We start from the raw sequence: 12,536 nt of genomic DNA, 5'->3' as shown, positions 1-12,536 counted from the left end.
ATTGCCTTTGAGTTGATAGCATCATGTTTTACAAAACACAATCATATCTACAATTCCTTTGGAAATCCACCAACGAACACGGAGTCCACTCCCCTTTTGTTTTCAATTATGTGACCCAATGTCTTTACGGAAAAAAGCAATATCCAAAGAACAAGACTATGGATGTATTGTTGAAAAGCATGGCCCATTTTAATTTCAAAAATATCCATGCTCACAATTTAGAGGTAAAACAGCATGTGAAATCGAAATTTCCTGCGATAACATTCGAATCGTCCATTTTTGATCTGATCTACGCAGATGATTTACATAAGCAGCAATTCAAAAAGCTATTTTTGGAAGGAAGACTGCACAATGATAGCATGATTTTGATCAATGGTATCCATAACAATCCCAAAACTTGGCAACAATGGAAGGAGTTGATCACATTGCCAGAAATCACCGTGAGCATCGATATGTTTTATTGTGGCGCCCTCTTTATTCGACGTGAACAGGTCAAGGAGCATTTCACCATTCGGATTTAAAACGGTAATTTTAGATTATGGAAAATTTAGCGACAGACAACACAATTTGGTACGTGCTCGGTGTATTGGGGCTGATTTACCTTGTTATTTTGTTTCGGAACAAAAAAGCCACCCGACGAAGAAAATCGAGACGGTTTATGGAAGGAAAACGCAAACATGAAAGGGACAATTGACAATGAACAATTTGCAATTACCAATAAACAATAAAACCTATCAACCTACTGACTACTGACAAGATGAAAATATACACCAAAACCGGTGACAAGGGCACCACTTCACTATTTACGGGAAGAAGGGTTTCCAAACACCACATCCGAATCGAGAGTTACGGCACCATCGATGAACTGAATTCCCATTTAGGATTGTTGCGGGATCAGGATATGGACCCACATGCCAAACAAACCCTAATGTTGATCCAAGAAAAGTTGTTCACCGTAGGCTCCATCTTGGCCACCGAACCGGATAAGGACAATCGGTTGAAGATTCCTCGGATTTCCAATGCGGATATCGAACTTTTGGAACAGGAAATGGACCAAATGAACGAGAAATTGCCTGAAATGACACATTTTATACTTCCAGGGGGGCACACCACCGTGTCATACTGTCATATTGCCAGAACGGTTTGCCGTCGTGCGGAACGCATTATTGCCTTTTTGCACGAAAATGAGCCCGTTCCCGAAACCGTACTGTCATTTATCAACCGGCTTTCCGACTACTTGTTTGTATTGGCAAGGAAATTGTCATTCGACCTAAAGGCCGATGAAGTCAAGTGGATTCCTGAGAAATTGGACTGACAAAATCATTTTTTTGAGCCAAAAGTTTTGTCAACAATAAAATAATTTTCAAATAATCCTGTTTTTACTTGACAAATTGGGTTTAAAAATTATTTTTGCAAAAAATTTAAAATCAAACCGTTACTATGTACTGGACGTTAGAACTAGCCTCATATTTAAGTGATGCCCCTTGGCCAGCCACCAAAGACGAACTTATAGATTATGCGATTCGTACGGGAGCGCCGTTGGAAGTTGTTGAAAATTTGCAGTCCATGGAAGAAGAGGGCGGCGAGATATACGAATCCATCGAAGAAATCTGGCCAGATTATCCAACAGAGGAAGATTACCTTTGGAATGAGGATGAATATTAAAATCTGATTGCACAAACCAAGTTAAAAAGTCTCATTTGAGGCTTTTTTTTATGTAATTTTGACAGCCCAGCAAAAGAATTCCGAGGCAATCCCATCTATGGAACAGCTTTTGCCATTCTAACGAAAAATTATTTCATGAGTTTTATCAATTCCGTACTAAAGGTATTTGTTGGAGATAAATCGGAGAAAGATGTAAAAGCGCTCCAGCCTTTGGTAAAAGAAATAAAATCCTTCGAACAGCAATTGGAAGGATTGTCACACGATGAATTACGACAAAAAACCGTTGCCTTCAAACAACGTATAGCGGATAACTGCAAGGAAATCAACGAGAAGATCGCTGCCCTTCAAGAAGAGGTGGATAACTCGACAGACATTGACCGCAATGAAGAAATCTATTCGGAAATCGACAAACTGAACGAGGAGGCCTATAAAATTTCCGAAGACACCCTAAACGAAATATTGCCCGAAGCCTTTGCCGTGGTAAAGGAAACCGCCAAACGTTTTGCGGCCAATGAGACCCTGACCGTAACAGCCTCGGAGTTCGACCGTAAACTTTCTGGTGACAAGGATTATGTAACCCTGGAAGGGGATAAAGCCGTTTGGAACAACTCTTGGGACGCCGCTGGAAAGGAAGTCACTTGGGATATGGTACATTACGACGTCCAGCTTATCGGAGGTATCGCCTTGCACCAAGGAAAGATTGCTGAAATGCAGACCGGTGAAGGTAAGACCTTGGTGGCCACCCTTCCACTGTATTTGAATGCCTTGGCTGGGAAAGGTGCCCACTTGGTTACCGTAAACGATTACCTTGCGAAAAGGGACAGCGCATGGATGGCCCCTATATTCGAGTTCCATGGACTTTCCGTGGATTGTATCGACAAGCACCGACCCAATTCCGATGGAAGAAGGGCTGCCTATAATGCCGATATCACCTACGGAACCAACAACGAATTCGGTTTCGATTACCTGAGGGACAATATGGCCCATACGCCAGACGACCTGGTACAACGCCCCCACCATTATGCCATTGTGGATGAGGTGGATTCCGTATTGATCGATGATGCCCGTACTCCTTTGATCATTTCTGGGCCCGTTCCAGAAGGTGATCGACATGAGTTCAACGAACTCAAACCAAAGGTTGCCGACATTGTTCAAAAACAACGTCAATATTTAACGGGGGTTTTGGCAGAGGCCAAACGCTTGATCAAGGAAGGTGATACCAAGGAAGGTGGATTTTTATTGCTTCGGGTGCACCGTGGTCTACCCAAGAACAAAGCGTTGATCAAATTCTTGAGTGAAGAGGGCGTAAAGCAGTTGCTCCAAAAAACGGAGAACTTCTACATGCAGGACAACAACCGCGAAATGCCCAAAGTGGATGAAGAGCTGTTGTTTGTGATCGATGAGAAAAACAACCAGATCGAGTTGACCGATAAGGGGGTGGAATACATCTCTGGGGATCAAGACAGGGATTTCTTTGTGATGCCCGACATCGGTAGTGAAATAGCCAAGATCGAGAACCAAAACCTGGAAATCGAGAAGGAAGCGGAACTTAAGGAAGACCTCTTCAAGGACTTTGCCATAAAAAGTGAGCGCATCCATACCTTGACCCAGTTGTTAAAGGCCTATTCCCTGTTCGAAAAGGATGTGGAATATGTGGTGATCGACAACAAAGTGCTCATTGTGGATGAGCAGACTGGTCGTATCATGGACGGTAGAAGGTATTCCGATGGTTTGCACCAAGCCATTGAAGCCAAGGAAAATGTAAAGATCGAGGCCATGACCCAGACCTTTGCGACCATCACCCTTCAGAACTATTTCCGTATGTACAACAAGTTGGCCGGTATGACAGGTACTGCGGTTACGGAAGCAGGTGAATTCTGGGAAATCTACAAGTTGGATGTGATGGAAATCCCGACCAACCGACCCATCGCAAGGGATGACCGACACGATTTGATCTACAAGACCAAACGTGAAAAATACAACGCAATAATCGAGGAAGTAACCCAATTGGCCAATGCGGGCAGACCGGTATTGATCGGTACCACTTCGGTTGAAATCTCCGAATTGCTGTCCAAATTATTGAGCGTACGGAAGATTCCACATAACGTATTGAACGCCAAGTTGCACAAAAAGGAGGCCGACATTGTTGCCGAAGCGGGTAAAGCAGGTGTGGTAACCATTGCCACCAACATGGCAGGTAGGGGTACCGACATCAAATTGACCCCCGAGGTGAAGGAAGCCGGCGGTTTGGCCATTATTGGTACCGAGCGCCACGACTCCCGAAGGGTGGACCGTCAGTTAAGAGGTCGTTCCGGTCGTCAAGGAGATCCAGGAAGCTCACAATTCTATGTTTCCTTGGAAGACAATTTGATGCGCTTGTTCGGATCGGACCGTGTGGCCAAAATGATGGACCGCATGGGCTTGGAAGAAGGTGAAGTAATCCAACATTCCATGATGACCAAATCCATCGAACGTGCCCAGAAAAAGGTGGAAGAGAACAACTTCGGCATCCGTAAACGTTTGTTGGAATACGATGATGTAATGAACGCCCAAAGAGAGGTGGTCTACAAGCGAAGAAAACACGCACTTCAGGGCGAACGTTTGAAAGTGGACATTGCCAATATGATTTACGATACCTGTGAGGTTATCGCGGAAACCAATAAAATGGCGGATGATTACAAGAACTTCGAGTTCGAACTGATCAAGTATTTCTCCATTACCTCCCCTATCAGCGAAGAGGAGTTCAAAAAAATGAGTTTCCAAGAAATAGCGGGCACCATTTACAAGGCGGCCTACGATTTCTACAAACAAAAAATGGAACGCAGTGCCACCATCGCCTTTCAGGTTATCAAAAAGGTATACGAAGACGATGCGAACAAATTTGAACGCATTGTGGTTCCCTTTACCGATGGCATCAAGACCCTGAATGTGGTCACCAATTTAGAAAAGGCCTATAACACCGATGGCAAACAATTGATCACCGATTTCGAGAAGAACATTTCCTTGGCCATCATTGATGATTCGTGGAAAACGCACCTTCGCAAGATGGACGAATTGAAACAATCGGTGCAATTGGCCGTACACGAACAAAAAGACCCCCTTTTGATCTACAAGTTCGAGGCATTTGAGCTTTTCAAGGAAATGATAGACAAGGTGAACAAGGAGGTGATTTCGTTCCTTTTCAAAGGGGAACTGCCCACTGAGAACACCAGCCAGATCCAAGAAGCCAGATCCGTTAGACGACCCAAGGAGAACCTACAGACCTCCAAAGAGGAAATCCCTAACAGTGATGAATTGGCAGCACAGAACAGGGCCGCGGGACAAACCCAGGGACAACGTCAACAGATTACAGAGACCGTAATTCGCGAAAAACCAAAGATTGGCAGAAACGATAAGGTCACCATTAAAAATGTGATGTCCGGCGAGAGCAAGACGTTAAAATATAAACAGGCCGAACCCATGATCGACAAGGGAGAATGGGTGTTGGTTGACGAATAAACATCGGAACCCGATAAACTTCGAAGTGACAGTTATTTATAGCTGTCACTTTTTTTATATCAAAAACATAGTTAGATTTACACCGTAAAACACCCCATATAGCCTGCCTTGTCACAAAATTCTTAACCTTGACTGTGACAGGGGAGAACTCAACCAGCGCAGTATATGAAAATTCCTGTTAAGGATAAATATCGTTTACAAGACAAAGTCGATTTGATTATAAAGGTCAACTATAACTCTTCTTTACTTGCGCTACTCTTTGGTATCGTATGCATGTTCTTTTTGAACATTCAAGGGGTGGTTCCTTTTACTTTTTTTGGGTTTGCCGCCTTGAACCTGTTGAACACGGTGCTGTATAAATGGCACAAAAATGTGGCCCTAACCTACAACATGACCTCCATTTTGTCGATGGTCAGTGCCATTTTGATCACATTGTTCACGGGAGGTATCCGAAGCCCCTTTATTTTTATATTGGCCATCATTGTTTTTGCAGGATATGTGACCACAATGGTGTACGGGCAAATCTACTTGATCATCAACCTATCCATTATTGCCATACTGTTTTTGTACGAGACCGGCGATTTCAGAATATCCGAAAACACGGTACCCGAAGCATCCCAAAACTGGTTCGCCTTTTTAAGCACTGGTTTTGCCATTTACCTGCTCGGTGGGGTGTTCGGCCGAAATTTGTTGCGGGCACACCATAAGCTTTATCGATCTAGAAACGAGATCCAGGAGCGCATTGTGGAAAAGGAAACCTTGTTGAAGGAAGTACACCACAGGGTAAAGAACAATCTTCAGACCGTTTCCAGCCTGTTGAGCCTGCAATCACGGTCGATTGCCGATGACAAAATCAGCAACATCATCAAAAGCAGCCAAAATAGGGTGGTCTCCATGGCCATGGTACACGAAATGTTGTACAAACGCGACGATTATTTGTCCAAGATTGAGCTAAAGCCCTACGTAAAGGAACTCTGTGATTATCTGGTTCGTTCCGTTAAGGGCAGCAATAGCAATGTGAAACTGGATTTGGATATAGACGACCATAAACTCAGCATTGATACCGTAATTCCCTTGGGGCTTATTATCAACGAAACCATTACCAATGCCCTTAAATACGGAATTAAGGAAGGAACCGCTGGGGAAATCCATGTTTCTGTGCACCGAATTGGTGAAAACCGGTTCGAGATGTACCTGGGGGACAATGGTGTTGGCTATTCCGAGGATATCAATCCGAAGACCTCCAATTCGCTTGGACTGAAGTTGATCTACAACCTGGCCCGTCAACTAAGGGGTACTATAAGCCGGGATTACAACAAACCGGGCACGTATTACCGTATTGAGTTCGAAGAAGTAATCGAAGAGTTCAATTCGGTGGACCAATAAAAAAAGACCGGTAAAACCGGCCTTCTTTCAATCTATATCCCACTATCAACCTTGATTTTCTTGAATTTTCGTTCCCGCATCGAAAATGCTATCGAAGACAGCACAAATGAAATGCTCAAAAAAAGTGTAAAAGGAACTATAAAACCTAACATCTTTCCAGTTATTAAGCCAACTTGGCCTTATTGTTTTTGGTAGCGAAAGAAAGTTCCTTCTTAACCCTAGAATTTTTGAATTTGTACAACCTTGCCACTTCACCTTCCTTTTTGATGGTCTTTTGAACATCTATGTTAAGGGTTACACCTGCAGCGATCGTATCGACCTTCACTTCTTTCGAATTTTCTTGGGCCATGGCCACTGTTCCGAAAAAAACTACGGTGATGATGGTAAAGATTGCTTTCATGATTTGGGTTTTTATTACGATGTAAAGTTACCTTCGCACCTACCCTAGATCAGATTTGTGTCGCTCAACGACCCTTTTTTTTCGGTATAAAAACTTTTCTTGGGCGAAGTGCATTTTATCGTCGACGAACGTTTTTGGGGTAAAAATCAACTTAACGAAAGCAAGTGCATTTCATCGATCATGAAAGGTATATGCTTGTTTCCGAGCAGTGATGAAAATCGAATATTTTGTAAGAATTAGATTATACTCAAACCTGCTGTTGTAGGAATTTTTGTAGGTTTTGATGTAAATTCGACCCCCTACAATTCGAGGAAAAGGATGCTTAACAATTTTTAACAGCGTTGCCAGTAATCATTCGTAACTTAACCCAACTAAGAAAGAAAACACATGACCAACATGAGATTATTTCTATTATCCATTTTGGCGTTGGCATCCACGAGTTGTCGACCAGAGGTAAAATCCAATGAAACCGTTTTGGCCCAAAAGGAGTCAACCGAGCCCATTAAAATCGAAAAACCGAGCGCCAAAGATTTACAGCAATATGAAACCGCTTATTTTGCCAGTGGTTGTTTTTGGTGCGTGGAAGCCATCTTTGAAAGTGTAAAAGGGGTTAAGGAAGTATATTCCGGTTATTCCGGTGGTACAGAAAAGAATCCGACATATGAGGAAGTATCCTATGGCAGAACACATCATGCAGAGGCGGTGGAAGTTTTCTATGATCCAAAGGTAATTTCCTTCACACAATTGGTGCAGGTGTTCTTTGGATCGCACGACCCGACCTCCTTAAACCGACAAGGACCGGATAGAGGAGCCCAATACCGCTCCATTGCCTTTTATAAAAATGAGCGGGAGAAAAAAATCATTGAGGATTATATGGCCAAGTTGGAAGCTGAAAACGTGTACGGTAGGCCCATTGTAACCGAAGTGAAAAAGTTTGATGTCTTCTACAAAGCCGAAGATTATCATCAGGATTATGAACGACTGCATCCCAACAACAGTTATATCAGAAACGTTTCCATTCCCAGATTGAATCGATTCAAACAAAACTTCAAATCGTTCCTGAAAGAAGATGCCCATTAAAGGGATTTAGCAAGTGAAGTAATTATTAGGAGGTTGTTCGGCCCTGTAGAAGAGTTGGGCCTAAAAAGTAGGAGGTGGTGTTTTGGGACTGGCAAGTAGTTGCAATGCTAGTTTTGAAGCACCACCTCACTGTATTTGGAGTTGATCTTGATGGACCTACCATCGGTTTTATTGATGTTATAACCCTTGTGCAAAATGGTTCCATGGTTTGTGGTGGACACCAATTTGAGAGCATTGGGGTATTGAAAACCAGAGGTGGTCTCGTTAACGGAAATCACATAGGCTGTTGAGGGCAACTTGCAATTGAATTCCCCATTTTCAACGGTAATGTCAATGGTATTGAATCCATCGGCCACCGAATCTATGCTGAGTGCGCCAAAGGTATTGGTCACCAAAGCCTTGCCCGCTAACCTTCCAATAACCACATTGGAAGAAACTGAATTCAACTTCAGTTCCTTCACATCTTTAAGAAGCACATTTTCGGAATAATCCGTTTTTAGTGTGCCATAGTTCCATTGCTGTACCTCAATTGGCGAATAGGCCGCACGGATATCGGTATGAACACCGTCAATGGTAGTGGCATGCAAGCTTGCGTAGGACAAGCTTGCATTTATATTTCTGGTATTGGCGGCCAATTTGACCTCTCCGTGCCTCACGTTCATGTTCAATTTCAAATACTTGGGCATTTTGATCTTGATGCGCTTCTTCACCTTGTATTCCTTATTTTTTCCGTCTGAGGAAAAATAGAATACATTGGGGCTCACACGTGCAGCTCTGAGCACCTCCCGTTGTTGTTGCCTCACAGCCTCTCGCTGACTTCGGAGTTCTTCTCGCTGGGCTCTAATTTGTTCGCTCATTTCTTTGCGCATTTCCTCACGCTCCTTCTGCATCTCCTCTCTTTCCTTTCGTAGCTCTGCCCTGCGCTCTTCACGCTCTTTGGCCATTTCTTCCATGTGCTTGCCCCATTCCTCAAACTGCTTTTTATACTCTTTATCAAAGGACTTGTCGAATTTCTTCTTCCATTCCTTCATGTACTTTTCGCTGTCCTTTTTATAGGCATCGTAATCAAAATCAATCATGGGAATTGGAGGCATGGGCGGCATCGCCGACATCTCTGCAATTTCGGGAAGTACAGCAATTTCGGGAAACTCCAACACCTCCACATTGGCCATGATTTCTGCCACCGAGGGAACTTCGGGCACTTCAAAATCGATTCCTTTAAATTCGTAGACATACGGTCCTGCACCTTCGGTACTGATCTCGATTTCCCGGCTGTTGCCCATGATTTTTACACGATCCTTTTCAAAATAGGCCTTGGCCTCTTCATCCTCCACACCTTCAAGTTCAATGGTAGCTGTGATTTCCACTTGATCCTTGTCCCAAGTTTCAAATTCAATATCGGCATAGCTGGTATTGATGTTGAGTTCCGTGTCCTTGTTTACAACGTAGGTTTCCTTGTACGTCTTGGACTTTTCCTGTGCGTGTGAAGCGAATGCCACCAGAACGGTAAGCACACCGCTACACAATATTAGACGATTCCTGTTCATTTTTTGATGATTTTAATTGATTCAACTTTGTTTTTAGTTTTTGCAACAACTGCAGCCTAAGCTGTAGATTATTTATCAGGGCACCTATCGTTTGATCATTGGGGCCCATTTGATTCAACTCCTGGTTCAACCGTTGGTATTCTTTGTTCAGTTCTGCCAAACGATCCATATAGCTGTCCATTAGCTCCTTGTTATCCGGATCAATTTCCAGATCGGACAGTTGCAGGTTGATGTTTGTGGTATAATAGGTCTCTATTTTTTTAAGGTCTGGCGATAAATCGCCCAAAGAAATGCTCTGAGGCTGTACACTGGGATTGTCCCGATCTACTAGAGTCACTTTTTCATCCGGCACCTCATTGCCGTTTCCCGATGCAATGAAATATATTGCTAGACCCACGGCCACTACAACAGAGGCCGCTATCTGCAACCACCAAATGGGTCTATGCTTTTTGGGTGCATTCGTGGGCAGCTCCTTTTCCAGCTTGGATAGGAACCGGTCCTCATGCCCTTCTTTCATCTGAAAGCGCTTTTGCTCCCTTTCTTTTTCGAACAATTCCCTAAGATCACGTGCCATAAGCCAAATCTTTTAGTTTTTCCTTTAATTGTGTTTTGCCCCGCAACAATCGAGTTCGTGAGGCAGTTTCCGTAATGCCCAATATTTCGGAAATTTCCGCATGGTCATATCCTTCCACCAAGAACAACTGTACTACATATTTATATTTGGTCGGCAGTTCCTCAATGGCCTTTTTCACTTGGTCCAGCGAAATACCCGGTTCCACGTTCCAATCCTCATCATCGGCCACATGCATGTAAGTTTCATCCAACTCAACGGTCCGCTGGTGTTTCGACTTCAAGAAATCGATACTACCGTTTACCACTATTCGTTTTAACCAAGCACCGAAAGTTACCTCTCCCTGAAACTGGTCTATGCGTTGGAATGCTTTTATAAAGGCTTCCTGCAGCACATCCTCTGCATCATCCACATTTTTTAGAAAGCGCATGGCAACGGCAAACATTCCGTCACAATATTGACGGTACAGTTGAAGCTGTGCCTGTCGATTGTTGGCCTTGCACTGCTCTACCAGTTCGATATGGAACACACTTGGTTCTATGCTTGGTTTTTTAGTTGTTCATCTTAAGGACGATACAAAAAATGCATCGTTGCAAATTAGCGTGAAATTTCATGCTTTTTAACAAAAAAATCCCGCCGATTGAATTCGACGGGATTCATTTATAAGCAGTTACACCTTTTATTCGTCCAACAACAAATTCAAATGAACCGTGATGTTGTCCCTTGTTGCCTTGCTGTACGGACAGATTTCGTGGGCACCGTTGATGATTTTTTCCCCCATCTTCTTGTCCACAGTCGGCAAATAAGAATCCAAGGTCGCTTCCAAAAAAGCGCCATCATCCTCTGTATTGAAGGAAACCGTAGCCGTTACACTGAAATCGCCCAAATCGGTAACACCATGTTCTTTGGCGATAACCTCCAAGGCACCTGCAAAACAGGTGGAATATGCCGCAGCAAAGAGTTCTTCCGGATTGGTGGACTTAGGATCTTTCTTTCCTTTGGAAGAAGGCATGGAAATTGGAAAATCCAATACTCCGTCCTCACTTTCCACGTGGCCCGAACGACCTCCCGTATTTGTAGCTTTGGCTTCAAAAATAGTTTTCATCTTGTGATTGTTTAAAGGGTTCGTCTGTTCCAGTTGTTCAAAAACAACTCAACATTTATGGGAAAATACCAATTTGATTTAGGAACACCATCAAATCCGCTATTAAATTTATGTGAAAAGGCAAGACAAAACAGTACTACCGCCATTGCTTCTTCACCATAACCCATAAAAACTTTTTACCTTAGTGATGAATTGAAGGATACATTCACTTGGCAGCAGAAAAAAACAGACCCAGCAACACCATTTCTAAAATTAAAGCACTTCGTAAGCGGGAACTTTCCGTGGAGGAGCTTGCCGATGGTATTGTGAACGGCAACAAAGCTTTATTGGCCAAGGCCATCACCCTACTGGAAAGTACGCAGCCCACCCATTTTGAAAAGGCGAATGCACTGATCGAAAAATGCCTGGCACAACCTAACAACAGCATCCGGCTGGGCATCACAGGGGTGCCGGGAGTCGGAAAAAGTTCATTTATTGAAACCTTGGGAACCACCCTTACCTCCCTCGGAAAAAAGGTAGCGGTTTTGGCGGTAGATCCCAGCAGTTCCCTGAGCAAGGGCAGCATTTTGGGCGACAAAACAAGAATGCAGTCCTTATCCAAGGATCCCAATGCCTTTATCCGTCCCTCGCCCGCCGGCACTTCATTGGGCGGTGTTGCACAAAAAACCCGCGAAAGTATCATTTTATGTGAGGCCGCGGGTTATGATGTGATCTTGGTCGAAACCGTAGGGGTCGGCCAAAGTGAGATCGCCGTCCACAGTATGGTGGATTTTTTCCTCCTACTGAAACTGTCCGGAGCCGGTGATGAACTGCAAGGCATCAAAAGGGGCATCATGGAAATGGCCGATGCCATAGCCATCAACAAGGCCGATGGCAGCAATCTCGAAAAGGCAAAACTTGCAGTGACCGAATTTTCACGGGCACTGCATTTATACCCTCCCAAAGCAAATGGCTGGACGCCCAAGGTGATGAAATGCTCTGCTACCGAAAACATTGGTATTCTGGAGATTTGGCACATGGTGGAAGCATTTGTCCGGCAGAACAAGGAAAATGGCTATTTTGAAGAAAACAGGAAAACACAAAACAAAAATTGGTTCCTTCAAACCGTGGATGAACATATCAAACAGTTTTTTTACCAAAGGCCTTCGTTCCAGAAGGCCAAAGCGGAACTTTTAACCGATGTGGAGGAGCGCAAAATATCCCCTTTTTACGCGGCCAAAATCCTATTGGGGCACATAACCAAGGAACTTTAAATAAAAGCGATAAATTTGCACAGATTTTATA

General features: G+C 43.7%; 12 protein-coding genes. 7 read left to right on the top strand and 5 right to left on the bottom strand.

Going from position 1 to position 12,536, the window contains the following annotated elements; translation table 11 throughout:
• Positions 1–23 precede the first annotated feature (23 nt).
• The 5 genes from EO131_RS16320 to EO131_RS16300 all read left to right on the top strand — a co-directional run bounded on the left by EO131_RS16320 (position 24) and on the right by EO131_RS16300 (position 6,549).
• Positions 24–521: a hypothetical protein gene (locus EO131_RS16320; protein ID WP_127024757.1), complete on the top strand. Its 498-nt coding sequence runs from the start codon at positions 24–26 to the stop codon at positions 519–521.
• A 236-nt stretch (positions 522–757) separates the two neighbouring features.
• Entirely contained in the window at positions 758–1,315 is a 558-nt protein-coding gene (locus EO131_RS16315; RefSeq protein WP_127024754.1) for a cob(I)yrinic acid a,c-diamide adenosyltransferase, read from the top strand.
• Positions 1,316–1,440: 125 nt separating this feature from the next.
• Positions 1,441–1,665, top strand: a complete 225-nt coding sequence (locus EO131_RS16310) for a DUF2795 domain-containing protein (RefSeq protein ID WP_013551418.1) — start codon at positions 1,441–1,443, stop codon at positions 1,663–1,665.
• A 135-nt stretch (positions 1,666–1,800) separates the two neighbouring features.
• Positions 1,801–5,163, top strand: coding sequence for a preprotein translocase subunit SecA (gene secA, locus EO131_RS16305; protein WP_127024751.1), 3,363 nt, complete (start codon positions 1,801–1,803; stop codon positions 5,161–5,163).
• A gap of 165 nt (positions 5,164–5,328) precedes the next feature.
• Positions 5,329–6,549 (top strand): sensor histidine kinase, encoded by a 1,221-nt coding sequence (locus tag EO131_RS16300; protein WP_127024748.1) that lies wholly within the window; start codon positions 5,329–5,331, stop codon positions 6,547–6,549.
• A 163-nt stretch (positions 6,550–6,712) separates the two neighbouring features.
• On the opposite strand, the gene EO131_RS16295 is transcribed toward EO131_RS16300, so the two are convergent.
• Positions 6,713–6,949, bottom strand: a complete 237-nt coding sequence (locus EO131_RS16295) for a hypothetical protein (protein ID WP_127024745.1) — start codon at positions 6,947–6,949, stop codon at positions 6,713–6,715.
• Positions 6,950–7,336: 387 nt separating this feature from the next.
• On the opposite strand from EO131_RS16295, the gene msrA reads away from it, so the two are divergent.
• The gene (gene msrA / locus EO131_RS16290; RefSeq protein WP_127024742.1) at positions 7,337–8,029 is read left to right on the top strand and encodes a peptide-methionine (S)-S-oxide reductase MsrA; all 693 of its coding nucleotides are present in this window, start codon (positions 7,337–7,339) and stop codon (positions 8,027–8,029) included.
• Between the two features lie 107 nt (positions 8,030–8,136).
• Here the strand turns inward: msrA and EO131_RS16285 are convergent, their stop codons facing one another.
• The 4 genes from EO131_RS16285 to EO131_RS16270 all read right to left on the bottom strand — a co-directional run bounded on the left by EO131_RS16285 (position 8,137) and on the right by EO131_RS16270 (position 11,252).
• A complete protein-coding gene (locus EO131_RS16285; RefSeq protein ID WP_127024739.1) occupies positions 8,137–9,576 on the bottom strand; it encodes a hypothetical protein in 1,440 nt (479 codons plus the stop codon).
• Positions 9,548–10,150 (bottom strand): hypothetical protein, encoded by a 603-nt coding sequence (locus EO131_RS16280; RefSeq protein WP_127024736.1) that lies wholly within the window; start codon positions 10,148–10,150, stop codon positions 9,548–9,550. Before EO131_RS16280 ends, EO131_RS16285 begins: the two co-directional genes overlap by 29 nt.
• A complete protein-coding gene (locus tag EO131_RS16275) occupies positions 10,140–10,676 on the bottom strand; it encodes an RNA polymerase sigma factor (RefSeq protein ID WP_127024733.1) in 537 nt (178 codons plus the stop codon). Before EO131_RS16275 ends, EO131_RS16280 begins: the two co-directional genes overlap by 11 nt.
• Positions 10,677–10,826: 150 nt before the next feature.
• Complete coding sequence (locus EO131_RS16270; protein ID WP_127024730.1) at positions 10,827–11,252, bottom strand: Ohr family peroxiredoxin; 426 nt, start codon at positions 11,250–11,252, stop codon at positions 10,827–10,829.
• 209 nt (positions 11,253–11,461) lie between these two features.
• On the opposite strand from EO131_RS16270, the gene meaB reads away from it, so the two are divergent.
• Positions 11,462–12,505, top strand: coding sequence for a methylmalonyl Co-A mutase-associated GTPase MeaB (gene meaB / locus EO131_RS16265; RefSeq protein WP_127024727.1), 1,044 nt, complete (start codon positions 11,462–11,464; stop codon positions 12,503–12,505).
• The last annotated feature ends 31 nt before the right edge of the window (positions 12,506–12,536 follow it).

The organism is Flagellimonas beolgyonensis (genome assembly GCF_003992615.1).
In the GTDB taxonomy this organism is placed as follows: domain Bacteria; phylum Bacteroidota; class Bacteroidia; order Flavobacteriales; family Flavobacteriaceae; genus Flagellimonas; species Flagellimonas beolgyonensis.
Note: the sequence above shows the minus strand (reverse complement) of the source record. Positions and strands in the feature narration are given on the sequence as shown.

Excerpts from the sequence above, each read along its gene's own strand:
- msrA (WP_127024742.1), top strand. The coding sequence starts at position 7,337 with ATGACCAACATGAGATTATTTCTATTATCCATTTTGGCGTTGGCATCC.
- EO131_RS16295 (WP_127024745.1), bottom strand. The coding sequence starts at position 6,949 with ATGAAAGCAATCTTTACCATCATCACCGTAGTTTTTTTCGGAACAGTG.
- EO131_RS16320 (WP_127024757.1), top strand. The coding sequence starts at position 24 with ATGTTTTACAAAACACAATCATATCTACAATTCCTTTGGAAATCCACC.
- EO131_RS16300 (WP_127024748.1), top strand. The coding sequence starts at position 5,329 with ATGAAAATTCCTGTTAAGGATAAATATCGTTTACAAGACAAAGTCGAT.
- EO131_RS16280 (WP_127024736.1), bottom strand. The coding sequence starts at position 10,150 with ATGGCACGTGATCTTAGGGAATTGTTCGAAAAAGAAAGGGAGCAAAAG.
- EO131_RS16285 (WP_127024739.1), bottom strand. The coding sequence starts at position 9,576 with ATGAACAGGAATCGTCTAATATTGTGTAGCGGTGTGCTTACCGTTCTG.
- secA (WP_127024751.1), top strand. The coding sequence starts at position 1,801 with ATGAGTTTTATCAATTCCGTACTAAAGGTATTTGTTGGAGATAAATCG.
- EO131_RS16270 (WP_127024730.1), bottom strand. The coding sequence starts at position 11,252 with ATGAAAACTATTTTTGAAGCCAAAGCTACAAATACGGGAGGTCGTTCG.
- EO131_RS16310 (WP_013551418.1), top strand. The coding sequence starts at position 1,441 with ATGTACTGGACGTTAGAACTAGCCTCATATTTAAGTGATGCCCCTTGG.
- EO131_RS16315 (WP_127024754.1), top strand. The coding sequence starts at position 758 with ATGAAAATATACACCAAAACCGGTGACAAGGGCACCACTTCACTATTT.